Genomic DNA, 26,903 nt, shown 5'->3' with positions numbered 1-26,903 from the left:
GTGCACCAAGGCATTTTGGCGTCCTCGGAAGGAAACTTTTGCCGGTCTAGTGCCCCAGCTCGTCGTGGTCCCTGTCAGTGAAGGGTTCCAGCGGGTCGCCCGCCGCTTTCGTACGTTTGGCGATGAACGTCATCAGGTGGAACACAATCAAGGTCGCCGCCGTGCCGAGTGCAATACCCGCGAACGACAAGCCCGAGAACTCCCAGGTGTAATCCGCGATGCCCACAATCAGCGCCACAGCGGCGGTCGTCAGGTTAATCTGGTTTGAGAAATCCACGCGGTTCTCGCTCCAAATGCGCACGCCGAGCATCCCGATCATGCCGTACAGCACGGTTGCGGCACCTCCAAGAACACCCGCCGGGACGGTCGCAATCGCCGCGCCGAACGCCGGGAAAAGCGAGAGAGCGATCGCGAAAATCGCGGCCACCCAGTATGCCGCCGTCGAATACACCTTGGTTGCCGCCATAACACCGATATTCTCGGCGTAGGTGGTCGTACCGGAACCGCCGCCAAAACCGGCGACTGTGGTCGCTAAACCGTCTGCCATGAGCGCGCGACCCGAGTACTCATCCAGGTTCTCGCCCGTCATGAGCGCCACCGACTTCACGTGCCCAATGTTCTCGGCAACCAGCACCAGAATTACGGGGATAAACAGCCCGGCAAGCTCCCAGTGGAACTCGGGGTTCTGAAAATGCGGCAGACCGATAATGCCCTGCTGCTGCACGGTCTTTTCGATGTTCGAGAAGTCTACCTCGCCGCGCACAACCGCAGTCACATACCCGATGATCACGCCCAACAGAATCGAGAGGCGGCCAATAATACCCTTGAACAGCACCGAAATCAGGATAATCGAGATAAGGGTTACGAGCGCGGTGATGGGCGCCTTCATGAAGTTCGCTTTCGCACTCGGTGCCAAGTTAAAGCCGATAAGTGCCACGATCGCGCCGGTTACCACGGGCGGCATGAGTTTCGTCAGCCAGCCGGTGCCCGCAAACTGCACAATAACGCCCACCAGGAAGAGCGACAGACCCGCCATGACGATGCCGCCGAGCGCACCCGCCGGACCGTGCTGGTTTGTCGCCGCCGCCAGAGGTGCGATAAACGCAAAGGAAGAGCCCAGATAAGAAGGCACACGCCCGCGTGTGATGAGCAGGAACAAAACTGTGCCCAGGCCCGAGAAGAACAGTGTGGTTGCGGGCGGGAACCCGGTCAGCAGCGGCACCAGGAAAGTTGCGCCGAACATCGCCACCACATGCTGGGCGCCGATGCCGATCGTAATAGGCCAGGCGAGGCGTTCGCTCGGCGCCACGACCGAGCCGGGTTTAATGCTTCTGCCGTCGCCGTGCAGACGCCAGCCAAAACCGGATTTCTGTGTGCTCATGGGATGCGATCTCCAGGTGAAAGTGAGGACAAAATTCCCAGTAATTCTACACCTGTTGGCTCCTGCACGCGCATTGTAAAAAGGCTCTTGGTGTGAATAAACGGATTTTCACCGCTTTATTCACACCAAGAGCCTATTTAACAGGGGGACCGCTACAGTGCCGCCTGCAAATCCTCTAAGTGGTCGTACTTTGAGAGCTCGAAACGCAGATGCCCTTCAGTCGGCGACTGCACCGGCAGGAACGAAGCCTCACGCAAACGCCGCGCAGTCGGCGAGGAAGCAACGTAACCGGCGCCTCCAACAACCTGCAGTTCAAAATGCGTAGCAATCGTCGCCAGATGCGAAACACCCAGACGCAGGCTCAACAAATCGCGACGCTCGGCACGCTGCGGCTCACGCGCCAAACGCACCAGCTCATCGCGCAAGCTCTCGTACTCGCCCACAATCAGCGGGAACTCAGAACTGAAAATACCCTGCGAAGCCTCAAGATGCTTCGAAGCCTCCACCAGCGCACCGGCGGAAAGACCCAAGCAGAACGCGGACTGCACCAGCAAGAACGGCGCGGTCACATCGTTGAGGAAACCCTCAAAATTATCGGTCAAAATATCCTCGGTCGGCACAAAAACATCCTCAAAAATGATCGTGCCAGACTCGGTTCCGTTGAGCGCCAGCAGGTTACGGTGATATACAACCTTCACCCCCGGAACATCCTGGCGAACCGTCACAATATACCGGTTCGGATGCCCCTCCTGCGCATTCTGCACTGCTACCGGCAGCACAATCACGCCGCCCGGGTACAGGTTAGAAGCCCACGACACCGTGCCGTTGAGCTTCACACCGCCCTCTACCAAAGTGCCCAAAACCTTGATCGGCGCAAGCCCCGAAGCCTCCTTATATGCCGCCGCCATCGCGCTTGTACCGCTCGTCGTGGCCTCAGCCAAGCCCTCGGGCAGCTCACGGTTCACCGCATCAAAGAACGCAATCGTAGAACGATGAGCCCACAGCGAGAACCCGGTTGTCGCATCCTGCGAAGCAAGGTCAAAAGCAACCGAAACCTGCGGAAGCAAAGACCCGGTGCGCCCCAGAGTCAGCAGACCATCCTTCGCAATCTCGCGCAGATTCTCAAACGGGGAACGCTCACCGGCATCGACGGCATCTGCGTGTTCGGCGGCAAGCGCAAGCACTCGCTCGCGCTGAGGATAATCCTCAAGGGGTTCAAGAGTGAATTCAGACATGGTAGAGAGCTCCTATATGCAATGTGCAGGTGTGCTTATGCGTGTAGCTTGAAGAGGCGGTCGATGGGGGTGCTCACGGCTTTGCGGGCGCGAAGTACCGCATCCTCATCGGGTGCGTCATAGAAGCACAGGCACTTGGCGGTATCCTCGCGCACGTAGGTGCGCAGGAAGGAAACCTCGGGCACCTCGGCATACTTGGGTGCGTTCGCCTTCTTGCGAGTCAGGTACTGCTCCATCGTGATTTCGGCGGGAATATCCCACTCGACCAAGTAGTCTGCATCTTTCTTGAGCTTCTTGATGTCGTCGAGTTCTGCGCCCACTAGGCGAACCTCGTCGGGGCCAACCACGGATGCGCGCTCGCCAATAGCCGCAGTGAGGGCGGGTGCGAACGCGGTGTTTTCTGACTCAATGATGGCGAAGATCAGCTTGTGATCGGCGGAAACCTGGGTTTCGATGAGCTCCGCGCCTTCGCTCAGGGAGCTGGAAACGGTTTCGATGAGCGCGGTTGCCTCGTCCTTGGATGCGGTTGCTGGGGTCAGCTCGATCAGGTACAGTGCCATGTCTGTTTTCTCCTTAGATAGGACGTTGTCTTTTACCTGCCTGTACGGCGGGTCTGGCATATACCCTAAACCGGTCGCGGGCGCGGCGCATAATGTTTTTCGCTATGAGTCCTAAAACGAAGATTTAAGAACCCTTCACCCGTCACATGAAGTAATGCGGAGACACAAAACGTCATGTTACAGCGGTGACGGGAATATTTATACGGCGTCTAATGTTCGAGGTGGGTTTCAGAAGTCACAGGAGATGACGCGCAGCGAGCAAAACCTGACTTTTGGTAGCGTAAACACCTGACTTTTGGTAGCGTAACTGGCTGACTTTTGGTAGCGCAGAATGCCTCTATTTACTATCTGACTAGTGAAAATACGTGTTTTGTCAGATCTGCTGACGAGGGGCTTATTCTGCCCTCATGCCCCTGCTGGCTGAATAGCGTGCAGTAGCTTACCCTAGCGAGAAATGAGAACTCTATTTTCTCAATAGTATTCTTAATGAGAAAATAGAGCTCCAAATTCTCATTAACTGCCTGTACCCTCTCATTTTTTAGGGCATTCCCTATCATGCAGCAGAAAGGAGCGTGGGGTATGCCAGCCATCTCATGGGCTTCTCTCGATTGGGAACAGCAGCCTCTGTGGCAGCATCGTGACCCACTCGCATCCCGTCGTGCTCGTCAGCGGAACACTGGCGAGTTTAAAAGTGCCGTTACACCGCGCATCGCCGAGCAAGCACCTCAGCTTTCCCCGCAGCTACATACTCTGGTGCAGGATTGCACGCGCACGATTACTCGCTTCGACGAGCAGCATGCGGCGTTAGGTGGCGTGCCATTTGCGGCGGTGCTTTTGCGGGGTGAATCGGCATCAAGTTCGCAGATTGAAAACCTGACGGTTTCAGCACGTAGGTTATCGTTGGCGGTGGTGGGCGCTTCCGGTTCCACTGTGGGGCATAATGCCGAGTTGGTGGCACGCAATGTTCGCGCCATGCAGGCAGCTTTAGGGGTGGCAGAGAGCCTGACCATTGAATCTATCGTGCATATGCACCATGAACTGACAGCTGGCACCCTAGATGACGCCGGGAAGTTCCGCCAACAGTGGGTGTGGGTTGGCGGGCAGTCGCCTGTAACAGCAGATTATGTAGCACCGCACTGGAAGCTAGTACCCGCCGCCATGAATGACCTCGTTGAATTTATGGCGCGTCGTGATCTTGACCCGCTGGTGCAGGCTGCCATCGCTCATGCACAATTTGAGACTATTCACCCTTTTACTGATGGGAATGGGCGTACCGGTCGGGCGCTTATTTCGGCTTTGCTCATGGCACGTGGAGTCACCGAACATGTTGTGCTGCCAATTTCTTCGGGGCTTCTGCATGACGTCGCAGACTATATTGCGGCGCTTACCGCATACCGCGCTGGAGATATAGAGCCTATGATCCGGTGCTTTATTCAAGCTTCAAATGCTGCCGTCAAGAACGCTCGTATCTTGGCAGAGGACATCTCCGGATTGCGCGATAAAATTCTGGGAACAGCACGTCGAACAACATCCGCTTTGAAGGCGGTCGCCGATTTTTGCTGCACCGAACCGGCTTTTACGGTACAGATGGTGGAGCAGAATACGTCTGTGGCACCGGCAACGATATATCGCATCATCGCAACCCTTGAGAAAGCGGGTGTGATACGCCGTGAGAAAACCTTTGTTGCAGGTCAGCGCGTATGGACGGTTCCTCACCTTAACGATGCGCTTGACGCATTTGCGGCGCGTGCTGGGCGGCGCATCCAGGCTGAATAATCATGTTGTGAGAGGCTCTATACCCTTCCTGGAATATAACGTAGGCGGCATATACCCAAGTCAAACCACAGAAATTAAAATCGGTGGGTGCATCTTCAAGTGTTGAAGATGCACCCACCGCTATATATGCCTAAAACGGAATACTACTTCACATCGCGCATAAGTTTCTGGATGGGCGCACGGCAGAGGAAGAGGACGATACCAGCAATAACCGAGACGGCACCCACCCACATAAAGTAGGAAGCCTCAGTGTCTTGGCTGTAGAACTGTGCGCACCAACCCGCGAATGCGGTACCCATCGCCAGCGAGGTCCAGTAAAGCGCCATCATGTTCACCTTATACGCTTCGGGTGCGAGCCTGGTGGTCAGCGCCATGCCCGTGGGCGAAATCGTAAGCTCGGCAACAGTGAAGATAAACATGATGATAACCATCCAGTAGACCGCCACGCGAGAGACACCCACCTGCGTGAGGAAAACCCAGTATGCCGGGCCGATAATCACGAGCGCGAGTGAGAACTTGGTGGTTGTGCGCGGCTGCCGATCGCCCAATTTCGTCCACATGGCGGCGAACCCCGCCCCCAGAAGAATCACGAAAATAGGGGCAAGGGAATTGACGAGGGTCGGAGGAAGATCCATGCCCAGAATATGCCAGTCGAGTCGCTCATCAGAATAGATGGGAATGACCGTGAACTGCTGCTGGTAGAGCGCCCAGAAAATAGCGTTGGCAATCCAGAGGGGAATAAACGCCCACACCCGCGAGCGTTCGGTGTTGGTTACGTTCTTGGCGGTGAGCAACTGAATAAAGAGAGCTATGGCCCCGATGCCGACGGCACTTACCACCCACGTGGCGAGGTTGCCTGTAGTCATCCAGCCCATCATCACCAGCAGAAATGTTATGAGAGCTATCCCTGCCAGAACACCGGCTAAAATACCGTTCTGGCGTGGGGTGAAAGGAACGGTTACCTCGTGCACCGACTCGGGCAGGTTCTTGCGAGTGAGCACATACTGAATAAGCCCGGCCGCCATGCCGATAGCCGCGATTCCGAAGCCGAAATGGAAGCCTAGCCAACCCCATCCCCAGCCGGTTAGCGCCGGACCTAAAAGCGCGCCGATGTTGATGCCGATATAGAAAAGCGTGAACCCCGCTTCGCGTTTGGAGTCGTCTTTGCTGTAGAGCGAACCGACCAGAACCGATGCGCTGCTTTTGAGACACCCTGAACCGATCGCGACCAGAAGCAGACCGGTGATCACGCCAGCTGCGCCGGGCATGACCGCAAGGACAATGTGCCCCGCCATAATACCGATAGCGGAATAAAAGAGGGTGCGTTCGGGGCCTAGGACGCGGTCGCCCAAAATACCGCCGAGGATCGCCATGAGGTAAACGGTTGCACCATACGCTCCCATAGCGCCGGTGGCTGCTTCTTTGGGGATCCCTAATCCGCCGTCTTCAATAGCGTAGTACAGGTAATAGAGGGCAAGAGCTTGCATCCCATAGAATGAGAACCGTTCCCACATTTCCACGGTGAAAAGATTGGCGAGCATCTTTGGATGCCCAAAAAATGTTCGCGGCTTCTGCGCCGCTGGTTGCGTGGCTACCATAAAGCCTCCCAAGAATACACAAACCGGAAGTGTTCTAGGTTATATTTCCTCAGTGTATACCTGTAAAATGCATATGTATACAGATGTTTGTGCAGAAATTAGGCATAAATTCCGTATTTACTCTGCATGAAATCTCATGTCTAATGGTGGGGCTGGGGTGTATTGCGTGCACGCGCGCGTGCCTTATGACCTCAAAATTTTGTAGAGTTGATAATGTATCTCACGAGACTACAGAGGAGAATCCATGAATAACGTACCCCAGGTAACCCCTGCCGATGTTCCTGCCGGTGCCAAGATTATTGATGTGCGCGAAGACTACGAATGGGAAGCCGGCCACGTTGCTGGTGCCCAGCACATCACCCTAGGAACGCTGACCGAGCGACTTTCAGAACTACCCAGCAAAGATGAAGAATTCTATGTGATCTGCCACGGCGGCGGGCGTTCAAACCGTGCGGCTGAATACCTGCGCCAGAACGGATACCAGGCGAAAAATATTGCTGGCGGAACAAGTGCTTGGTTCACCGCAAAGCTGCCCATGGAAAGCGAAAACGGGCAGGAACCTGCCGTCGTTCACTAATGACGCTATACCCTAAAAATTTGGAATATATCCATTTTGAATAGTGTATATAGCCAAAACGACATATAAAGATGCGGCACTCCAGCCCCCGAAATGGCTGCTGGTGCCGCATCCTTTGTATTCGGGTCGAAGCCACGCCGCTCAAGACCGACGGCAACGCACTCTACAATAGGAAACGTGATTCTTCAGCCCAATCAATACCCAACGCTGCACGTGCGCGCCCTCGACTTTGAGATCATGCCCGAGGCTGCATACCCCGTGATCGCTGCGGGTGCTCGGTACGCCTATTGGCTTGATTCCGCACGAGAAGAATCGCCTATGTCTCGCGTCTCGTATGTGGGCGTCGTCCCGCATTGGGCGGCTGTGCTGCGCATCGAAAACGCACGTGAGGCAACAAACACGACTCCTTGGGATGCCCTCGATACTGCGCTTGCCAGTATGCCTGAACCCGATGACATTGCCGAGCTGCCCGAAGGTTTGCGCGGTGGTTACGTGGGTTATTTCGGGTATGAGGCGCGCGCCGCCCTGCACCCCGGGCGCATCGGATACACACCCCGGCACACGGCACAAACCCCGGATTCTCTCTGGATGCCCGCCGTGCGGTACCTGGTCTATGAACATGAAACTCGCCGCGCGTGGCTGCTTGGCGATGAACCCTGGCTTGAGAAAATTGAGCCGCGTTTGCGCGAATTGGCGCGGGATTCTTGGCGTGAGATACCGGGTGATAACGCACATGACGGCGATAAACCATTGAGTCAGCACGTGGAGCATCTGCTTTTTGAAGCCCCGGATTGCGAAAGCTATTGCGCAGATATTGAGCGCGCACAATGGCATATTTACGAGGGGAATAGTTATGAGGTGTGCCTGAGCGCCGAAAGTACCGCGCGGGTAGAACATCCTCTCACGCCCGATCAGCTTTTTGAGCTGTACCGCACTCAGCGTAAGCACAATCCCGCGCCCTATGCCGCCTATTTGCGGTGCGGCGATTTCTCTGTGCTTTCTTCGTCTCCCGAGCGTTTTCTGATGGTTGATACACACGGAAACGCCGAAACGAAGCCGATTAAAGGGACATGCCCGCGCGGTGCGAATCCTCAGGATGACGCCGCTGCGGCTCACTGGCTGCAACACGATGCGAAAACCCGTGCCGAGAACCTGATGATCGTCGATCTTTTGCGCAACGACCTCTCGACGGTGAGTGACCCCGCGAGCGTGCAGGTTCCTGTACTCATGAGCGTGGAAAGTTATGCAACGGTGCATCAGCTTGTTTCTACCGTCACTGCGCGTCTTAAACCCGAAATTTCCGCGGTGCATGCCAGTGCGGCGTGCTTCCCTGGCGGATCTATGACCGGCGCACCCAAGCCCTCAACAATGAATATTATTGAGGATCTAGAGGCGCGCCCCCGCGGCGTATACTCGGGTGCTCTCGGATTTTTCTCGGCGGATGGCGGCGCCAATCTCTCTATTGTCATACGCACCTTGGTTGCGCACGATAATGGGCTTATAACCCTCGCCGCCGGCGGCGCGATTGTCGCCGATTCAGACCCGAACGCCGAGTACGAAGAAATGCTGACGAAACTACGTGCGGCGCTTCCACCGAGTGTGGGGCACATCGTTGAAAAGGGTGTGAGTAAGCAGAGCGTCGCCGCGACCGACCGGGAAAGCCCAGGAATATTATGAATTTTGTCTTCGATATTGACGGCACCACCAGCTTTAACGGCATGGTAATTGAGCCCGCCATTGAGCGTGAAATCTATGCGCTGCTGCGGGCGGGACACCGCATAGTTTTTGCCTCCGCCCGACCGGTGCGCGATATTCTGCCCATGCTCTCTGAGGATGTGCGCACGCATAGCGGGTTGGCGCTGATCGGCGCGAACGGTTCGCTGCTGTACCGGGACGGGCAGCTGCGGGCGCGGGAACACCTAGATGCGCATAGTTATGCGAAAATTCGGGACCTTATCGAACGTCATGGACTGCACTATATTGCGGATTCCCTGGACTCTTACGCCTTTGATTTGCCCGATGCGCATGTGCTCGTGGAGCGGCTAAACCCCGAGGGAACAGACCGCCTATTTTCTTTGAAAGACCTGGAGAATCCTGTCAAAATAATTCTGCTTGACATCAATAATCCGCATCTTTACGCCGAGCTTGAAGAGACTATTGCGAGCCTAAACCTGCATGTGACTAAGCACCAGGATGCCACCACGAGTATTGACTTGGCACCCAGGGGAGTGCATAAAGTTTCGGCTCTTCCGCAGGCGCTTGGCGCGCGTTCGGGCGAAAAACCCGATCCTTATATCGCGTTTGGCAACGATGTGAACGATGCAGGGCTGCTTGAAGGTGCTCGGTATGCGGTCGCGGTGGGCTCGCATGAATCCTTGCTGCCGCTCGCAGATCTGACGGTGGACCCGCATCCGGATGCGGTCGCCGCCGCCATTCGCGCCCTCGCTTCCTCGTCCGCCTTGTAAAAAGGCTCTTTATTTATATCAAGCAGTTTTTAACGCTTTATTCACTATCAAGGCTCTTTTGATGCGGCATGTTTGGTGCATCTGAAATCCGACGAACCATCGCAGAATACCCCTATTCCATCCTAATTTCGGCTATGCTCTAGAGGTGGTTTCACAAAACCAGCTTTCCGCACACAATATTTGAAGGAGCATCACCGATGAGTGAGAACATTACGTCCGGTCAAGAAAAACCGCAGAATTCCCCGTCTGTTCAGCAAACTTCTTCTCAGCAGCCTATGATGCAGCCCGCACCGACAGCTTACGCCTCTGCAGCTTCAATACCAGCCACTCGCCCCAAAATTACGGCGTTGGCTATGACCGCTTTTATAGTCAGTCTGGCGTGCGCGCTCTTACGCCTCGTTGAGTTCGGTACCATGAGGTCTGCCATGAGCTCTCTGCAGACTGTGGCTGCGATGAATGGCGGGCAGTCACTCAGAAACTACAATACTCTAGAATCGTTTGTGTCCTTTATTTCTCTTCCGCTGTTCCTCAGCATTATTCTGTACATCCTGTTCGGTGTTTTCATCTACCGAGGATACAACTGGTCGCGTATCGTCATGACCGTTATCGCTGTTTTGGCTCTTGCCGGTATTGTTTTGCACACGTTTATCACATCGGCGGCTTTGAGCGGCATGAATGAAGAGAGGTCATCGCTCGCGCCCGGTTTTACGTCTTCCCTTTCCACGCTCATTGTGATCTACGTGGTGTTGTTTATTGCTAACGTTGCCCTGATTGTTTTCTTGTGGCTGCCCGGGACCAACAGGTTTATGCGTGACTCCAAGGCGTACCGTCTGGCACAGAATCCGATGGCCCAGCCCACAGTCGTACAGGCGCAGCCCGTTCAACCCCAGGCGCCGTACCAGAACTAACCTGCATATTTAGGGGCAGTAGGTGCTAAAAAGGCTCTTTATGTGAATAAAGAGCCTTTTTTACGCGGCAGAGAGCCGGGACGCACCCCTAAGGCACCTAAGGCATAGCCCTGGACACCCACCGCCAGCCCGTGCCCGGGGTAACCCGCTAAACTTGAAATATGACTAAACTTTCCGAAACCCTGCCCATCGAAGAAGCCCGCGAACGTTTGCGCCAGCTCATCTCCGAGCTTGCCGTGGTGCGCGGTAAAGTGACTCTTGCCTCCGGGAAAGAAGCCGACTACTACGTCGACTTGCGCCGTATCACCCTGCATCACGAAGCGTCGCGTTTGGTCGGTCAGGTGATGCTCGATCTGCTCGACCGCAACGGTATCGAGTTCGAGGCCGCCGGTGGTCTAACGATGGGTGCCGACCCCGTTGGTTCCGCAATTATGCGCGCGGCGGGCGATCAGGACCGCGCTATCGATTCGTTTGTGGTGCGTAAGGCACAAAAGTCCTACGGCATGGGTCGCCAGGTTGAGGGGCCCAGCGTTGAGGGTCGCCGCGTGGTCGCCGTTGAAGATACTTCCACCACCGGCGGGTCCGCTTTAACCGCAGTGGATGCGCTGCGCACAGCGGGCGCCGAGGTCGTCGCCGTCGCCGTCATTGTAGACCGTGCAACCGGGGCGAAAGAACATATCGAAGAGGTTGCCGGGGTCCCCTGCTTCTACGCCTACTCCAAGGATGATTTAGGGCTCGACTAAGGGAGCTTCATAGATGCCCGCGCGTGCCGGTAGTTAGCGGCGTGCGGGCATTGCCGCACCGCCCACCCCAGACTCCTTCGCCGCGCATCCGGCACTATATGTACGCGCCATCAGAAAGAAACCATGAGTTCCCCAAGCCATCAGACACCCCTTGACCCCTCAGATTACGGGCAGGATTCCCGCGTGAACGAGCCTGCAGAGCCGCAGAATACACCGCAGGAGTACCCCGAAAGCGAGGCTTTCGGAACGCCCCGGTTTGAGGTTGGCGTCGGCCCCTGGGAGGGCGAGTGGCCTGAGGGCGAGCATTGGGATGAACAGCTTCTGCGTGAAGGCGACCGCCGCAATGTGGTGGATAAGTACCGTTACTGGAGCATGGAGGCGATTATCGCCGACCTTGACACGCGCCGCCATGATTTTCACGTCGCGATCGAGAACTGGCAGCACGATCTGAATATCGGTACCGTGGTGCGCACCGCGAACGCCTTTTTGGCGAAAGAAGTGCATATTATTGGTAAGAAACGCTGGAACCGACGCGGTGCGATGGTGACCGACCGGTATCAGCATGTGCGGCATCATCCCACGATTGAGGATTTTGTGGCGTGGGCGCAGGGCGAGGGGCTGGACATTATCGGTATCGATATTTTTCCGGATTCTGTGCCGCTTGAAACCTATGATCTGCCGAAGAACTGTGTGCTGGTCTTTGGACAGGAAGGCCCAGGGTTGTCGGAGGAAATTCACGCCGCCGCGCGCGATACGCTCTCGATCGAACAATTCGGCTCAACCCGGTCGATGAATGCGGCAACCGCCGCTGGGATCGCGATGCACGCCTGGGTGCGCCGCCACGTTTTCGGGCAGAAGCCTTAAAGCAAATACACCGCGAGCAGGTAGGATTTTGCCGAAAAGGTAGGAAAATCCTACCTGCTCGGATCAAAAACCACCTGCTCGCGGTGTTGTGTAGGGGAGTGAACCCCTAGCCCACCGGAACGTTCACGTTCACGAGCGAGAAAAGATCCTTCGGATCGTCCGGGTTTGCCACCAGGTCAATGAACTGCTGCAGATCGGTGCCCCGGGTTGCCTCGCGTGCATAGCGCAGACCCGAGAAGTCGGCGATCGCAAAGCCCACCGAATCGAAGAGAGTAATCTGTTCATCCGAGGTACGCCCGGGCTCCTCGCCGGTCAGAACCTTCCAGAACTCCACCACGGGGAAATCCGGATCCTTCTGCTGAATTTCACCCTCGATGCGGGTCTGCGGCGGGAACTCCACGAACACGGTCGAACGATCTAAAATCTCGCTCTCCAGCTCGGTTTTGCCGGGGCAGTCGCCTCCAATAGCATTCAGATGCACGCCGGGTTTCACCTGCGAATTTAGAAGCACCTTTGCCTGCTGTTTATCGGCGGTGCAGGTGGTAATAATATCGGCGTCTGCAACGGCCTCGTCCACGCTGGATGCGGCATGAATCCTGAACCCCAGCGGCTCCAGATTACGGCGGAACTTCTCGATAGCGGCGGGATCAACATCGTACACCGCAAGGTCTTCGATGCCGAGGACGGCGCGCATCCCAAGGGCTTGGAACTCGGACTGCGAACCGGCGCCGATCATCGCTATCTTCCGCGAGTCCTTGCGTGCCAGATGCTTAGCCACCATGGCAGAAACAGCGGCGGTACGAAGGGCGGTCAGCAGGGTCATCTCCGCGAGGAAGACGGGGTAGCCGTTATCCACATCAGCCAGCAGACCGAACGCGGTCACGGTCTGGTATCCACGTGCAGGGTTCGAGGGATGCCCGTTCACGTACTTGAAGGAATAGGTGATGTTATCTGAGGTGGGCATTAACTCAATCACGCCGAAGGGGGTGTGGGATGCTACGCGCGGAATCTTATCGAAGCTCTGCCATTTCTTGAAATCTTCTTCCAAGAAATTCACCATACCGGCAATAATATTCCCAACGCCGTCACGCTGAATCCACTGTGCCATGGATGCAACATCAACAAATTCAACCCTGTGGTCGGTCACGATAAATCTCCTTAGTCGTGAGAGGCTGACATGAAATACTGGACCAGTATATCAGCGGTCAAATGTATAGATTATTACTGTGATGTATATAATATTCCCCGGAATACGCTGACAATATGCATGACATTATGTCAGCGTAGTGTGTGCAATATCCGGAAAATAATGTGTGTAAAAAGCTACTTCCGATCCTCATCCGAATCATCGTCGTGTTCGGCAAGTTCCGTGAAGTAATTCTTGTAAACGCCCTCATTCGAGAGCTTACGCGCCATCGGAGGAGCCGCAATCACCGGAACAGCGCCCGTGAAGCCCTCACGAACACGCGCAACCTCATTCACTCGATCGCGTACCACAAACCAACCAATAATGAGCAGCGGAATCACGAAAAGAAGCGAGATGAGAGTCCATGTGCCCACGGGGTAGTCGAGTGCCATCAGCACAATAACAATAGCCATGAAGGTCAGAACCGACCAGTCGGCAAAGCGCCCGCCGGGGGCACGGTACTCGGGGCGTGTGTACTTTCCTTCCTTGGCCAGCTTGAGGAACTTCTGATGCGAGAGCGAAATAGCAACCCAGGATGCCATCGTACCGAAGGCCGCAATATTGAGCACGACCTCAAACGCCTGTTCGGGAACAATGAAATTCAGAACCACACCGAAAAGCCCCACCACGCCGGTCAACAGAATACCCGCCACCGGAACGCCGGACTTAGAAACCTTAGTTGCGAACTTCGGCGCAGACCCGGCAACACCCATTGAGTGCAGAATGCGACCGGTCGAATACAGGCCCGCGTTCAGCGACGATGCGGCGGCGGTAATCACGACCAGCTGCATGATTGGGGCACTTGCGGTCACGCCAATATTGTCGAAGAAGGTCACGAAGGGCGACTCGTCATCGCTGTAGACGGTGTACGGCATGAGCAGGCACAGCAGCACTACGGCGCCCACGTAGAAGATGGCAATGCGCCACACCACAGCGTTGATAGCGCGCGGAATAATCTTCTTGACGTCCTTTGTTTCGCCGGAGGTGGTGCCCACCAGTTCGATACCGGCGTATGCGAACACAACGCCCTGCACAACAATTAACGCCGGAAGAACACCCTGCGGGAAGAGCCCTTCATGCGACATAATCAGCGGAATACCGGGTTGCACGCCGTTGATGGGCTGTCCGAAGATGAGGTACCAAATACCAACCGCCATGAAGGTCAGCAGTGCCAGAATCTTGATGAGTGCAAACCAGAACTCCAGCTCGCCGAAGAGCTTAACCGAGACCAGGTTCAGGGACACGGTCACAATCACCACAATGAAGGCGGTGAGCCATTGCGGTAGGTCGGCAAAGAATTGGTTATATCGCCCAAACCAGGAGATGTAGATAGCAATTGCGGTCGCATCCGCCACCGCCGTCATAGCCCAGTTGAGCCAGTACAGCCAGCCGGAGACGAACGCCGCCTTTTCGCCGTAGAATTCGCGGGTGTATGAGACGAACGAGCCAGAGGAGGGGCGGTGCAGGATCAGCTCGCCCAGTGCGCGCAGGATCAGGTAGCCGAAGAACCCGCAGACGGCGAAAATGATCGCAAGCATGGGGCCGGCCTTTTCGAGGCGCCCGCCTGTCCCCAAGAATAGACCGGTACCGATAGCGGAACCGATCGCAATCATTTGAAGTTGTCGAGCGCCTAGCCCCTTGTGCAGACCTTCCTGCTCATGAGCGAAGGCGTCTTCGTGGTCTGGTCGCGTCATAGGTTTTTTAGGTGAATCGAGACTCATATTTTTCCTTATGACCTGCAGCGCCCAGTGGGAACGATGGTGTACCTTCTCAGAGCGCCACAATACGGTGTTGTTCCACGCGGATATATAGTAAATTCCGGAAGCCGCATGGAGTTTTTTAAGACTATAGCAGACCAAGTATAAGAATGTTACGGGGAGCACACCCCGATAATATGCGCGTCAATGCATAATGCACGTACTACTGTGATGCCGGGAATATTCCGAAAATTGTTATTGAAATTTAATAAATACAGTTTATTCCTTGCTATAGCAGGGAACATAAAATTATCCCTGGCTCACAGAAAAATATGTGTGTATTTATACAGGTAGGGTGTACAGGATGCGAGGAGACGGCGCTCGCTTGTCGTGGGTTTAGCTGCCGCCTAGTGCGTGAATCTTTCGGTCGAGGCGCTTCTTGCGGCGGGTCAGCAGCCACCAGCCGGGTACGTGAAGCGCGGATTTGCGCCCCACCTCGATGACGGAGGGGAGCTTCTTCTTGGCGAGGGTGGTGTCGATCTCAAGATCGGTGGCACCTTCGGCGCGCATCCGTTCAATGAGGGCGAGGGATTTGGCGACGGGGCCGCCTCCAATGACGTGCGCATCCATGCGGGCTTGAATCGCTGCGCGGCGTTCTTGCAGGCGTGCCAGCCGTGCATTCTTAGGGTTATTTTCACCCATTCGGCGTTCCCCTCATTATGATGACAATGACTCTCAAATACGGGCTAAAATGCCTCATCAAAGCCCGAAATAAGCCGAAAAACCGGCGCTTTCAGTCTACAGAAAACCCTAACCCCCTTGGTAAAATAGTCTCTGTAGATGGCGTTCAGACGCGCCAACAAAACCACGGGAATTTACGTTTTCCCGCACCCTAGTCAAGGAGTCAGCATGGCTATTGCAACCCCCGAAGTCTACGCAGAGATGCTGGAGAATGCGAAAGCAAAAGGCTTCGCCTACCCGGCAGTAAACGTCACCTCCTCGCAGACCCTCAACGCCGCTCTTCGCGGTTTCGCTGAGGCTGGTTCTGACGGTATTGTTCAGGCATCCACTGGTGGCGCAGCGTACTGGTCGGGAGCATCGAAGAAGGATATGGTCGCTGGTTCCCTGGCATTCGCGGCATACGCTCGTGAGATCGCCAAACAGTACGACGTGAACATCGCGCTGCACACTGACCACTGCCCCAAGGACAAGCTGGATGGCTTTGTTCTTCCCCTGCTCGCCGAGTCTGAAAAGGCTGTGGCGCGCGGCGAAGACCCCATCTTTAACTCTCATATGTGGGATGGTTCCGCTATTGATCTAGATGAGAACCTCAAGATTGCGGCTGAGCTTCTGGAGCGCACCAACAAGGCAAAGATTGTGCTTGAGGTTGAGATTGGTGCCGTCGGCGGCGAGGAAGACGGCGTTGAAGGCGCTATTGACGACTCCCTGTACACCACCGTTGATGACGCGGTGAAGACCGTTGAGGCTCTGGGTCTGGGCGAGAAGGGCCGCTACATTGCGGCGCTGACCTTCGGTAACGTGCACGGTGTGTACAAGCCCGGTAACGTGCACCTGCGCCCCGAACTGCTCAAGCAGATTCAGGACGAGATCGGCGCTAAGTACGGTAAGGAGAAGCCGTTCTCGCTGGTGTTCCACGGTGGTTCCGGTTCGACCGCTCAGGAGATCGCGGATGCGGTTTCCTACGGTGTGATCAAGATGAACATTGATACCGATACCCAGTACGCCTTCACCCGCCCGGTCGCCGGTCACATGTTCACCAACTACGACGGCGTGCTCAAGGTTGACGGCGAGGTCGGCAACAAGAAGGCATACGACCCCCGCGTGTGGGGCGCTAAGGCTGAAGAGGGCATGGCAGCTCGCGTGGTTGAGGCTTGCCAGCAGCTCGGCTCGGCAGGCACCTCGCTGAACAAGTAGGTAATGCTTAGCCGGTTTGCCCCGGCATCAGAAGGCTCTTTATTCCAATAAAGCGGGTTTTCCACCGCTTTATTGGAATAAAGAGCCTTTTTAGTATGTGTGTGAGAGGTCTGCCGGGCGAATCCGGCGAAAATAGTCGCCGTCGTGAACGGTGTACATGGTAGTTTTAAATTTATGAGTGAGCAATCATCGAGAGAAAACTTTGTCGAACAGAATCCGCAGGATGCGGTAAAACCTGGGACGGCGTCGCAGCCTTCCGACGATCAGGCTTCGACGGTACCGGGGCAGGATGCATACCTGGGTGCCGCGAACCCAACGGAAGCGCCCATAGCCGTGACGACGGCATACCCTAAATTCCCGTTCCGTTGGCTGTATGGGGTGCGCATCGTGGTCACGGCGGTGAGTTTATGGCTCAGCGTGCGGATTCTCTACAAACTTGTTACCACGATTCTTGATGGTTATGTGTCGCTCGCCCTCGCAGAAATTATCGAAGCACCCCAGGTTATTGGATATCCGGTCTACGAAATCATGCAGATTATCGCGGCAATACTATACCTACGGTCCAAAGGGCTTGGCTATATTCTGGGCGTGAATATCCTAGGTTTAATCGTCCAGTTGCCCTCGCTGCCTAAACTGATTGAGAATCTTCTGCGCTTAGATATTTTCTTTGAATATGCCAAAGCTTCAACGTACTTAGACTGGGGACTGTACATTATTAATCTGGTTCTGTGTATATTCTTTATCATCATTGTGATTCGCGAATATTCTCGCCGCCAGAAAATGAAGACGACTCAGACTCAGCCTGTTTACGCGGCGGCTCCACATACTTATGTGCCGCAAACCCCTGATGTGCCAGCACAAGCACAAACCGCACAATCTCAGCATGCACAGCCTCAGAACCCGCCGGAGCAGCCCTTAATGTAGTCTCGATACTCTTCAAGTTGTGAAATACATGAGTGCCCCGGACTTTTTCAAGGGGTCCGGGGCGCTCTCATATAAACATTCGGGAACGAACGCTACCCGTGTGGAAATGCGCGCTTTAGCTGCCGCATCTGCTTATGTCATTGGAGCGGTTTTTCCAATGCTTTATTGACGTAAAGAGCCTTTTTAGTATGAGGAAATATGTAAGGAGTATATTCATTGAGAATGTTCAGGGGGTTTTCATAGAATATCCAGGGTGTAATCCTAGGGTGAAAATATGAGTACTGACCATGACTTTTCGCCCCATAATTCTGCTCGCGATGCGCCTGCCGCTCAAAGCAGCCGTAAGGTTCCTTGGTCGGGTATGGTCGATAGCGCCTCGGCAGATAATGAACTTCCTGCGTATACGGCACTTTACGGCCAGCTGGGGGATGAGGAACTCGTGATCCGCCCTAGTGGAGAGCCGGAAAATGATGCCGAAAAGCCGGAAAATCCCACAAGTTCAGGAAGTCCCGTAAAATCGCTAGAGAAGGCGCACGATTCAGTGGAAGTCTCTGCGGCAAAACCCCTAGGGCTTGAGAATCTCAAGATATTCTATGTTCTTCGTATAGCTCTGGCGTATATTCCGATAGTAGTTATAGCTTATTCGTGGATAAACTCTATGGCGCGGTATTCAACTTCATATCGCGAAGAAACTTCTGTAAATCTGTTATCGGTTGAACGGCCATTATCCCATATAGCAATTCTTGGGTTTCTGATGATTCCTTATGCAGTATATATTACGGCCGTACAGACCCGCGCCTGCGCAAAATTTATACGGCGCAAAGACTATCCCTGGGTTAAAAAGGTGAATAACTATGGTCTTGTATTCTCTTTCGTGATGACCATGATTACCGTCGCATACGATAACCCCTTTGGGTGTCTAATGGTTCTTTTTGACCTTGGGGTGAGCATTGTTTTCGTGAAAATGATGGGTTCAGGGACGGCAAAAACTAAACCTGCTGCCCGGCCCCTAAATATCGCAGACCTCGATAGTAAGGAAAGTTCAAACAACAGTCTCAGTGACGAAGAGGCAGAAAAATAGCGAGATGTGAACGATATGCGTGATAGTTTTGAATTTATGAGCGAGCAATCATCGAGAGAAAACTTTGCCGAACAGAATCCGCAGGATGCGGTAAAACCTTGGGCGGCGTCGCAGCCTTCCGACGAACGGGCTTCGACGGTACCGGGGCAGTATGCGCACCCGGGAGCTGCGAACCAAACGGAGGCGTCCATAGCCGTGACGACGGCAGACCCCAAATTTCCGTTCCGTTGGCTGTATGGGGTGCGTATCGCATTCATGATAGTGAGCCTGGGAATGTCCGTGTGGGGTCTATATGACTATGTGGAGCTTACCGTTAAGCATGGATTCGACTATTGGGATGCAGAAGATTTTCAGCGCATAGCATTGGCGTGTGCATATCCGGTATATTACGGGCTTCAGATACTCGCCGGTACCTTCTATCTCAGGTCTAAATCGCTGGGATTTATTCTGGGCATCAATATTATTGGTTTGTTCCTTCAAGGTGTAGAGGCAGCATCGCTCATTCAACTGTTCAGCATCGTCTTTGCGGGTGGCTCCCTTCAGTACACCTATGGCTTGGGGTACCTCAGTTGGGCTCTAGATTTCATAGATGTAGCCCTGTGCATATTCTTTATCTTCGTGACGGTTCGTGAATATTCTCGCCGCCGGAAGAACAAAACGGTTTGGACTCAGGGAGCGGAGTCTTTAATGTAGCCGGTAGCCAGCTGTGAAAACATATGAGTGCCCCAGACTCTTTATCAAGAAGTCCGGGGCACTCGCATATAAACATTCGGGGAGGGAACTACTCGTGCAGGGATGCGCGCTTTAGCCGCCGCACCCGCAGCCACCACATCCGCATCCGCCGGATTTGGTGGCGACTGAACCCTCAGAGGGAATGCCGTCACCGGTGTCGCCGCCCATGAGGTTCACGCGGTTACCAATATCGGGACCACCTACCACCTGGGGCTTTTTACCGGCGAGGGTAGCCGCGAAACCGGCGGGTTCGCGCAGAGCACCGGGTGCCAAATCGGGAATGGGAGTGAAGCCGGAGGAACCGCTCGGACCGCATGCCGCTGCAGCCGCATTCGCCTTCGGCTTTTTGATCTTGTGCGCCTTAGAGAAGCGCGTAATCTGCTCGGCGGTCGGGTACATAAACGAAACTTTGACCTCGCCGTTGACGAGCATAATCGGTAGAACGTCGGCACCGCTCATCGCAATCTGCTCGGCGACGGGTTCGCATTCTTCGAATGCTGAAGGGTAACTATCGGTTGAGTAAACCTCAATATCGACCCCCGAATCGAGTGCTTCCTGCGCAGCGCCCAAAAAGAGGGTTCGTTCCATATCGTTAGGGTCCTCAGGGTTCTCGCCCGGACCCGGAATGAAAACCTCAAGGATGGTGCCGGTTAGTTCTTCGGTATGCTCACTCATGCGGGAACACTTTCTCGTTGTTAGGGGTTCAAGCCTTCAATATGCTCTAAGTGTACTCGTGTTTACCCGATGCAGGGAGGGCTTACAAAAATACTGAGCGATCAGCGAAATCCTCCGGAGCTCTAGTGCTGTGTCTGCCGCCTGATTGAGCGACTGCATCATGAAATATACTCTGGAAATTCGGCATATTATGCAGGCTGGGAATATTTTTTCAAAATCCCTCGACCTATGGTGGACACAGTAACAAAAACCTGACGAGTACGGTATTCTAAAGGGCAAATACATGTATTTGCCTGTGTCGTTACACAAACGACATCTTTCGGGTGTTTACTACATCAAAGGAGATCTTATGTTTGGTTTCGGGAAGAAAAAAGCAGCGGCACCGACGGAATCGACCGCAACCGCTGATATTTATGTGGCACCGGTGACGGGGGAGTACCTTCCGCTGTCTGAAGTTTCTGACCCCGTATTTTCGCAGGGTGTCATGGGGGATGGCTACGCCGTTAACCCTACATCGAATATGATCGTTGCCCCTGCGGCAGGTACGATCGCCTTGATCCAAGACACCATGCATGCCTTTATGCTGCGCACCGATAACGGCGGCGAGGTGCTGGTGCATATCGGTATCGATACTGTAGATCTCAATGGCGAAGGCTTTACCTCGCACGCTAAGGTGGGCGATAAGGTTGAGGCGGGTGCTCCCATTATTGAGGTTGATTGGGAGGCTATTAAGGATCGTATTCCCTCCAAGGAGACGATGGTGATGGTTACTAACACCCCCAAGTTCAATATTGTGAAGGACTCCGAAGAACGCCGCACCGTCAACGCGGGCGATCACGTGGCGGAAGCGACCAAGAAGTAGAAGACGCGTAGAGCCTTGTGATGCTTCGACAGGGCGGAAGGTGCTGGTTTTCTCGCTCTGTCTGGCACGATGCTTTGGCTTTACACAGCCTCGCTTTATGTGAGGTCTTGTGCCGCAGGTGCCGACGCACAGACCTTACGAAAGAGGCTTTCTCATATGGTTTCACCGATTTTCGGTGGAACCATATTTTTTAACAAAAACTTTTTAACGGGCAAAAGATATTGTCTCGAAGAAATAGGCGTGGGAAAATACTTGACAAAGATAAATTTTCTCGCTCAAGCAAAAGTGATTTACAGGTAAAAAATAGTTATGCTATTTATGTGACGCGTCAAGAAAATATTTTTTGATGTGTCCGCCTATTCATTCACTCAGCAACATATAGTATTTGGGAGTTCATACCCATGAGCCTTTCTTCGCAGAAACTCAACCGACGTACCGTTCTTGGCGCCACCACGCTTGGCGCTGCCGCCGCTATGATGCCCGTGGTGGGCGCATCCGCAGCAGAGGCGAGAATTCAAGGAAGTCTTCCCGGCGAGAAGGAACAGCCTGTCAATGATGAACAGCAGCCTATCCTCGACGAAGATATTGAATTTGACCCGGAACATGCGGCCTGGACCTTTCTTAGACAAAAAGAATTCTTTGTAGCACATCGTGGTTCGGGCGATATTAATCCCGAACACACCGCATACGCATATACTCAAACTGCAAGAAATGCCGATGCTATCGAAATTTCTTTACGAACCACGGCTGATAATATTCCCGTTTGCATTCATGATGAATCGCTGATGCGCGTTACTGGACTTAATCGCAAAGTACGTGATCTTACCCTGCAAAAACTGCGCGGCGTTTACGTCAATATGCGCAAGACCCTCGGTGAAGGTACACCGCTGGAGCAGATTCCCACCTTTGAAGAGGCCGTGGATGCGATTAACAACGCCCCCACCGGCAAGCGCCTTCCCCTCTTCATCGAAGCGAAAGACTGGCGCGCACAGGGCCATCTGTTGAAAGCTATCAAAGAACGCGGGCTGGCGCATCGTGTGGTGATCAAGATGTACCGCGACGGCCACGGCGGTTTCAACCCCAACTCAAAGTATCTGGCCCAAGCGAAAGCCGCGGGCTGCCAGACCTGGTGCTACTTCGACGCCAACGACAGCCTTGAAGGAATCCGTCAGCTGGCGGGATCCAACAACGTGGATGCGCTCGGCGTGCCCTACTTTGAATCCGTGCGCGGCCCCGGGTACGGTTCCATGGCGGATGATAAGGTGCGTGCCATTGTCGGCTTCGGCAAGCCCGTGATTGTTTGGGAGGTGCACCGCCGAAGCACCTACGAACACTACAAGAGCCTGGGCGTGCGCGGGTTTATGAGCCCCGACCCGTCCTGGGTGTGCGGGTGGAAAAAACAGGCCACGATCAACGTTGAAAGCGGCCGTCGGGAGCACGGCATGCTGCCCTCCAGCATCACCAACGCCCAGGATTACCCCGACTTCACCCGCGGGGCAATCATGCACCAACAGAATTACGACGAATCCTTGCTGTTGGGGCCGCTCGCTGCTGCCACTGACAGGGAACAGTACACCCTCGAATTCGCTATGCACTGGGATAAGAAACTGCCCACAACCACCTGGAATTACGGGTACATGGCGTTCGGTCGCAGCCACGACGGTCCGCTCGGTATCGCCGGGAAGTTCCGGGGTGCATCCGAGGACGGCTGCTATGTGCTCGCTCTTCGCCCCGGCGCGAAGGTTCGGGACGAGCACGGCAAATACCGGACGGGCGATCTTGCACAGCTGATTCGTCTTGACGGCGGGCCGGGTGCGTCTCGCGAAGGTAAGGTTCTGCACACCATGAACTTGAAAAAGCCTATCAAGCCCAACGAGAGTATCGAAGGCAAAATTGTGGTGAAGGGCAAGTACTTCTACTTTGTGATTAACGGCCAGTATTCCGCGCAGATTCATGATGCCGCCTACCGCGGTCCCTACGTGCATTTCGGCCGCTATCACGGCAATGCAACCGGCGGTCCGCTCGTGCTCACCCGCGCACTTGCCCGTGAGTCATGGGCATAAGCCTTTGAACCAGGCTGCCAGGGCGGCTTATCCACCCGAGAAAATTGTGTGGATAAGCCGCCGCGGGTTCGCCAAGAAGAAGTTGGGCAGTGCACAAAAACTGTTTGACGTCAGGTACAGGTTACCGTAGCAATTCGGGCGGGGTTAAGGCGATGCTGATCTAGGTGCTACTCTAGGGGCATGACAACTTCATTCACCGATAAAAAAGCTGTAACGACTGTGAGCCCCGAAGCTCGGGACGCATGGTTTAAATGGCAACTCACTCCACCCGTTCCCACGTCCTGGGAACTGCCCGAAGAAGCACGAGAAGACTTTGAAGATGCAATCATGCTCCTGCTCCTCACCGGCGAGGACGCCAGCGAATATGCGGATTACCTCAACGACTGCCTAGAAGAATTTCTAGGCGAATCGCAGGTCAAAGGCGACTTCTACCACGATATTGAACAATACGCGCAGAAAGTCGTGAGGGAGCGCCGTGCGCTCGCCGAGCGTTTGGGTGTTACGGGTGATTCTGGCAACTTGGCTGCGGCTTTCGCTGATTTGGAGGCGCACGGCGTGCTTGCGCGCGGTAAATTTTCGTGCTGCGGAACCTGCGCCAGCGCCGAAATCTGGGATGAGCGTGAGGGCTCTGACCGATGGAAGGGCTATATCTACTATCACCAGCAGGATGCCGAGAATCTGGCGGAAAGCGGGAGCACCTACATTGGCTTCGGCTCGTTTGAGGCGTACCCCTCTGATGAAGAGGCGTGGAAGAAACTCAGTGATGAGCAGCGCGCGGCCGTCACCCGCAAACATGAGGAACTATCACTCGCGTTGATGCTTGATACCGTGATTCCGACGCTGGAACGCTACGGCATTAAGGTGACCTGGAACGGTAGCTACGATACCCGCCCGCGCCTCGATAACGTTGAGGTCTACGAGATTCCGTAAGCTATAAAACCGTGCGTGCGGTCCGCCGGAGGAGTCGCGCGTGAGTTGAGGGGCGCATCCTGTATGTTATACGGGATGCGCCCCTCTAGCTTTTTGTATTTTCTTACCGGTGCTCGCGGGGAGGTTATTCGGGCAGCAGGCTCAGCGCAATCTGGAAAAGGTGCTCACGGTCGGTCGAGGGGGACAGGGTTGAGCGCACCATGAACCCCTGGAAAGTGAGGATGAGCGCATCCGCTGTGTCGCTGACGAAGGCTTGAAGTTCGTCGGCAGAAGGTTTGCGTTTATTCTCTGCCTCAAGATACCGCTGGCCCCAGGGGATGAGCGATTGGGCAACGATATCGTGCAGAGTGGTAAAAAGCGTGTTGGTGGATTCTTGCACCTCGGGAACGGTAAACGATTCCAGACGGATGCGCAGCATCGAGGTGAAGTTCGCTTCGACGGTTGAGGTGGCGAAGATCATGCGCATAATGTCGCGTGGGGAGGGGTCTTTGAGTTCCCCGTAAGCTGCGGCGATCATATCGATACGCTGTTGAACAGTGGCGTAAAGAATGTCGCCTTTGCCGCTGAAGTGCGAGTAAATGGAACCCGAGGAAAGTCCGGATTCTCTGATGATGTCCGTCATGGAGGTATGGGTGTACCCCTTGGCGGTAAAACACGTGAAGGCGGCGTCGATAATTTGGCGTCGACGTGCCTGTTTAGTGGCTTCGGTCAGACGTGGCATGCCTTAAGACTATACCTTTCCGAGGAGTTTGCGCTAGATAAAAATAGAATGTTTATTCTCTGTTGTGAAATTATAAACAAAATGATTATTGTGTTTGCGTCTGGTCTTTATGCAGAGTAGAGTCTTAGGTGTTAATAAACAAAACATCTATTTTGTTTGGAGAGTTTCATGGCACGCACACCGGAGGCGATTACGCCCTCATCCTGGCGTAAAGTTATCGCCATCGCCACGCTGGCATCCGTCATCGTCAGCATCGTGATTCTCGCCTTCACGTGGCCCACTAAAGCCATGGAGACGAACCTACCCGTCTCCATCGCGGGACCGGAAGCAGCCGTCAGCCAATTCGAGCAAGGACTCAAAGAGCGAGGAATCGAAACCTTCGAGTTCAAACAGGCATCCTCGCGCGAAGACGCCGAACGGCAGATCAAAGAACGTGAAACCTACGGCGCGATCGTCTTCACCGAAGGTGCGGCGCCCGAGGTCATGACCGCGCCCGCCGCAAACGCATCCGCAAACCAGATGCTCACTGGCGTAGCCCAGCAGATGAACGCTCAGGTACAGCAGCAAGCTACCGCAGCTAAAACTCAGGCACTGCAGCAGGCCGCCCAGGCGGGCGGGCAGCAGGGCGCTATCGCCACCCAGCAGCTCGAACAGCTGAAAACCGAGCAGGAAAAACTGCAGCAGGCGCAGGTCAAAACCACCGCAGTCGTACCACTCGGCGACGGTGACCCCAACGGTATGGGTCTGGCGGTTGCCGCATTCCCGCTTGTTATGGGCGGCATAATCGGCGGGGTTCTCAGTATCTCTCTTGTCAAAGGAACCGTGCGACGCTTCGCGACTGCAGGACTCTACGGGATTCTTGGCGGACTCTTCATGACCCTTATTCTAGGAACCTGGTTCGGGTTTGTTCCCGGCGATTTCGGGGCACTTTGGGCGACCTTCGGCATGACCGTTTTCGCGACGGCCTCCTTCATGATCGGAATGTCCGCGCTGTTTGCAGACGCCGTCGGTATCGGTCTTGGCGCCGTGATCTCCATGTTCATCGGCAACCCGCTCTCCGGGGCAAACATGCCGTGGCAGTTCATCCCCGCACCCTGGGGTGCCTTCGGGCAGCTGATGGTGCCGGGTGCATCCAACACGTTGCTGCGGAATATCGCCTATTTTCCGAATGCTTCAAACTCCCTGCAATGGGCTGTGCTGTTGGGCTGGGCAGGGTTTGGCCTTCTCGCCGGGGCGATCGGCTGGGCGTGGAAAGAACGCCGAGCAACTCACATGAGCGCAGAGGATGATACCGCGAGCGTTGGCGCGAAAACCGAGGCGAACGCAGATGTGCCGGACAACGTTGAGATTCCCTGGAAAACGGCAAACACATAGCGACACCGCCTGCGAGTAGATCCGCGAGCAGATAGTATTTTCAAAATACTATCTGCTCGCGTCGCATGGGGGAGATTCCTAGAATGGGAAGTATGAGCGAAGAGATCACCAGCGCCCGCATCGACGTCTGGCTGTGGTCGGTGCGCATCTTCAAAACCCGCGCACTCGCAGCCGACGAATGCAAAGGCGGGCACGTGCGCGTGAACGATGCATCCGCAAAACCCTCACAAAAACTCAAACGAGGCGACATTGTGCGGGTGCGCTACCCCGGCTGGGAGCGGGTGTTTAAGGTCGAAAAACTCATCACCAAACGGGTGGGCGCGCCGATCGCCGTCACCTGTTACGAAGACCTCTCGGGGCCGCGCCCCGCGCACCTGTCGATGCCGCCAGTCGCCAAACGTGAACGCGGCACCGGGCGACCCACCAAGAAAGAACGCCGTGCCCTAGACGAGCTGCGGGGGCGAAAAGGCTAAACCCAGTTCCGCTTTCTCTCACCCCGCGATCGTCGTTAAGAACCGCGAGCAGGTAGGATTTTGCCGAACAGGTGAGTTTTTCCTACCTGCTCAAACCAAAAACCACCTGCTCGCGGAATAAGAAGCGGTCATAGCGTGAGACA

The 26,903-nt window shown here is 54.9% G+C and carries 25 protein-coding genes; 16 read left to right on the top strand and 9 right to left on the bottom strand.

What is annotated here, in order from left to right:
• Positions 1-46: 46 nt before the first annotated feature.
• From HMPREF0733_RS03840 to HMPREF0733_RS03830, 3 genes are all read right to left on the bottom strand, one after another.
• Entirely contained in the window at positions 47-1,381 is a 1,335-nt protein-coding gene (locus HMPREF0733_RS03840) for a uracil-xanthine permease family protein (RefSeq protein WP_013398073.1), read from the bottom strand.
• Between the two features lie 152 nt (positions 1,382-1,533).
• Positions 1,534-2,616 carry an acyl-CoA dehydrogenase family protein gene (locus HMPREF0733_RS03835; protein WP_013398072.1) on the bottom strand — a complete coding sequence of 361 codons (1,083 nt, stop codon included), beginning with the start codon at positions 2,614-2,616 and terminating at the stop codon, positions 1,534-1,536.
• Between the two features lie 35 nt (positions 2,617-2,651).
• Positions 2,652-3,176, bottom strand: a complete 525-nt coding sequence (locus tag HMPREF0733_RS03830; protein ID WP_041321630.1) for a DUF4242 domain-containing protein — start codon at positions 3,174-3,176, stop codon at positions 2,652-2,654.
• 579 nt (positions 3,177-3,755) lie between these two features.
• On the opposite strand from HMPREF0733_RS03830, the gene HMPREF0733_RS03820 reads away from it, so the two are divergent.
• Positions 3,756-4,952: a Fic family protein gene (locus tag HMPREF0733_RS03820; RefSeq protein WP_041321629.1), complete on the top strand. Its 1,197-nt coding sequence runs from the start codon at positions 3,756-3,758 to the stop codon at positions 4,950-4,952.
• 143 nt (positions 4,953-5,095) lie between these two features.
• On the opposite strand, the gene HMPREF0733_RS03815 is transcribed toward HMPREF0733_RS03820, so the two are convergent.
• The gene (locus HMPREF0733_RS03815) at positions 5,096-6,550 is read right to left on the bottom strand and encodes a peptide MFS transporter (protein WP_013398068.1); all 1,455 of its coding nucleotides are present in this window, start codon (positions 6,548-6,550) and stop codon (positions 5,096-5,098) included.
• Positions 6,551-6,794: 244 nt separating this feature from the next.
• Here HMPREF0733_RS03815 and HMPREF0733_RS03810 point away from each other — a divergent pair, with 244 nt between their 5' ends.
• The 6 genes from HMPREF0733_RS03810 (at position 6,795) to HMPREF0733_RS03785 (ending at position 12,107) form a co-directional block, all read left to right on the top strand.
• Positions 6,795-7,127, top strand: a complete 333-nt coding sequence (locus tag HMPREF0733_RS03810; RefSeq protein ID WP_013398067.1) for a rhodanese-like domain-containing protein — start codon at positions 6,795-6,797, stop codon at positions 7,125-7,127.
• Positions 7,128-7,304: 177 nt separating this feature from the next.
• Positions 7,305-8,804 carry an anthranilate synthase component I family protein gene (locus tag HMPREF0733_RS03805; RefSeq protein ID WP_013398066.1) on the top strand — a complete coding sequence of 500 codons (1,500 nt, stop codon included), beginning with the start codon at positions 7,305-7,307 and terminating at the stop codon, positions 8,802-8,804.
• A complete protein-coding gene (locus HMPREF0733_RS03800; protein WP_013398065.1) occupies positions 8,801-9,592 on the top strand; it encodes an HAD-IIB family hydrolase in 792 nt (263 codons plus the stop codon). Before HMPREF0733_RS03805 ends, HMPREF0733_RS03800 begins: the two co-directional genes overlap by 4 nt.
• Positions 9,593-9,789: 197 nt before the next feature.
• Positions 9,790-10,500 carry a hypothetical protein gene (locus HMPREF0733_RS03795; RefSeq protein WP_013398064.1) on the top strand — a complete coding sequence of 237 codons (711 nt, stop codon included), beginning with the start codon at positions 9,790-9,792 and terminating at the stop codon, positions 10,498-10,500.
• A gap of 161 nt (positions 10,501-10,661) precedes the next feature.
• Entirely contained in the window at positions 10,662-11,243 is a 582-nt protein-coding gene (pyrE, locus tag HMPREF0733_RS03790; RefSeq protein ID WP_013398063.1) for an orotate phosphoribosyltransferase, read from the top strand.
• 123 nt (positions 11,244-11,366) lie between these two features.
• Positions 11,367-12,107, top strand: coding sequence for a TrmH family RNA methyltransferase (locus HMPREF0733_RS03785; protein WP_013398062.1), 741 nt, complete (start codon positions 11,367-11,369; stop codon positions 12,105-12,107).
• A 106-nt stretch (positions 12,108-12,213) separates the two neighbouring features.
• Here HMPREF0733_RS03785 and HMPREF0733_RS03780 read toward each other — a convergent pair whose 3' ends face one another.
• From HMPREF0733_RS03780 to HMPREF0733_RS03770, 3 genes are all read right to left on the bottom strand, one after another.
• Positions 12,214-13,254: an ornithine cyclodeaminase gene (locus HMPREF0733_RS03780; protein ID WP_013398061.1), complete on the bottom strand. Its 1,041-nt coding sequence runs from the start codon at positions 13,252-13,254 to the stop codon at positions 12,214-12,216.
• 176 nt (positions 13,255-13,430) lie between these two features.
• Positions 13,431-15,014 carry an amino acid permease gene (locus HMPREF0733_RS03775; RefSeq protein ID WP_013398060.1) on the bottom strand — a complete coding sequence of 528 codons (1,584 nt, stop codon included), beginning with the start codon at positions 15,012-15,014 and terminating at the stop codon, positions 13,431-13,433.
• Positions 15,015-15,386: 372 nt separating this feature from the next.
• Entirely contained in the window at positions 15,387-15,692 is a 306-nt protein-coding gene (locus HMPREF0733_RS03770; RefSeq protein ID WP_013398058.1) for a hypothetical protein, read from the bottom strand.
• A 207-nt stretch (positions 15,693-15,899) separates the two neighbouring features.
• On the opposite strand from HMPREF0733_RS03770, the gene fbaA reads away from it, so the two are divergent.
• The 4 genes from fbaA to HMPREF0733_RS03750 all read left to right on the top strand — a co-directional run bounded on the left by fbaA (position 15,900) and on the right by HMPREF0733_RS03750 (position 19,623).
• Positions 15,900-16,925, top strand: a complete 1,026-nt coding sequence (gene fbaA / locus HMPREF0733_RS03765) for a class II fructose-bisphosphate aldolase (protein ID WP_041321628.1) — start codon at positions 15,900-15,902, stop codon at positions 16,923-16,925.
• A gap of 174 nt (positions 16,926-17,099) precedes the next feature.
• Positions 17,100-17,849 carry a hypothetical protein gene (locus HMPREF0733_RS03760; RefSeq protein ID WP_013398056.1) on the top strand — a complete coding sequence of 250 codons (750 nt, stop codon included), beginning with the start codon at positions 17,100-17,102 and terminating at the stop codon, positions 17,847-17,849.
• Between the two features lie 274 nt (positions 17,850-18,123).
• Positions 18,124-18,930 carry a hypothetical protein gene (locus HMPREF0733_RS03755; protein WP_041321627.1) on the top strand — a complete coding sequence of 269 codons (807 nt, stop codon included), beginning with the start codon at positions 18,124-18,126 and terminating at the stop codon, positions 18,928-18,930.
• 36 nt (positions 18,931-18,966) lie between these two features.
• Entirely contained in the window at positions 18,967-19,623 is a 657-nt protein-coding gene (locus tag HMPREF0733_RS03750) for a hypothetical protein (RefSeq protein ID WP_244864829.1), read from the top strand.
• Between the two features lie 111 nt (positions 19,624-19,734).
• Here the strand turns inward: HMPREF0733_RS03750 and HMPREF0733_RS03745 are convergent, their stop codons facing one another.
• On the bottom strand, positions 19,735-20,337 hold the full coding sequence (locus HMPREF0733_RS03745; protein WP_013398052.1) for an arsenic metallochaperone ArsD family protein: 603 nt from the start codon (positions 20,335-20,337) through the stop codon (positions 19,735-19,737).
• Between the two features lie 349 nt (positions 20,338-20,686).
• On the opposite strand from HMPREF0733_RS03745, the gene HMPREF0733_RS03740 reads away from it, so the two are divergent.
• The 3 genes from HMPREF0733_RS03740 (at position 20,687) to HMPREF0733_RS03730 (ending at position 24,192) form a co-directional block, all read left to right on the top strand.
• Complete coding sequence (locus HMPREF0733_RS03740; protein WP_041321625.1) at positions 20,687-21,199, top strand: PTS sugar transporter subunit IIA; 513 nt, start codon at positions 20,687-20,689, stop codon at positions 21,197-21,199.
• A gap of 401 nt (positions 21,200-21,600) precedes the next feature.
• Positions 21,601-23,262, top strand: coding sequence for a glycerophosphodiester phosphodiesterase (locus tag HMPREF0733_RS03735; protein WP_013398049.1), 1,662 nt, complete (start codon positions 21,601-21,603; stop codon positions 23,260-23,262).
• A gap of 180 nt (positions 23,263-23,442) precedes the next feature.
• Complete coding sequence (locus tag HMPREF0733_RS03730; RefSeq protein ID WP_013398048.1) at positions 23,443-24,192, top strand: DUF6891 domain-containing protein; 750 nt, start codon at positions 23,443-23,445, stop codon at positions 24,190-24,192.
• Between the two features lie 124 nt (positions 24,193-24,316).
• Here the strand turns inward: HMPREF0733_RS03730 and HMPREF0733_RS03725 are convergent, their stop codons facing one another.
• Positions 24,317-24,913 (bottom strand): TetR/AcrR family transcriptional regulator, encoded by a 597-nt coding sequence (locus HMPREF0733_RS03725; RefSeq protein ID WP_013398047.1) that lies wholly within the window; start codon positions 24,911-24,913, stop codon positions 24,317-24,319.
• 168 nt (positions 24,914-25,081) lie between these two features.
• Between HMPREF0733_RS03725 and HMPREF0733_RS03720 the strand changes: the two genes are divergently transcribed.
• Positions 25,082-26,287: an ABC transporter permease gene (locus HMPREF0733_RS03720; protein ID WP_013398046.1), complete on the top strand. Its 1,206-nt coding sequence runs from the start codon at positions 25,082-25,084 to the stop codon at positions 26,285-26,287.
• A gap of 83 nt (positions 26,288-26,370) precedes the next feature.
• Positions 26,371-26,760, top strand: a complete 390-nt coding sequence (locus tag HMPREF0733_RS03715; RefSeq protein ID WP_006888382.1) for an RNA-binding S4 domain-containing protein — start codon at positions 26,371-26,373, stop codon at positions 26,758-26,760.
• Positions 26,761-26,903: the final 143 nt, after the last annotated feature.

Source organism: Rothia dentocariosa ATCC 17931 (assembly GCF_000164695.2).
Lineage (GTDB): Bacteria > Actinomycetota > Actinomycetes > Actinomycetales > Micrococcaceae > Rothia > Rothia dentocariosa.
This window is presented reverse-complemented; position numbering and strand designations above follow the sequence as displayed.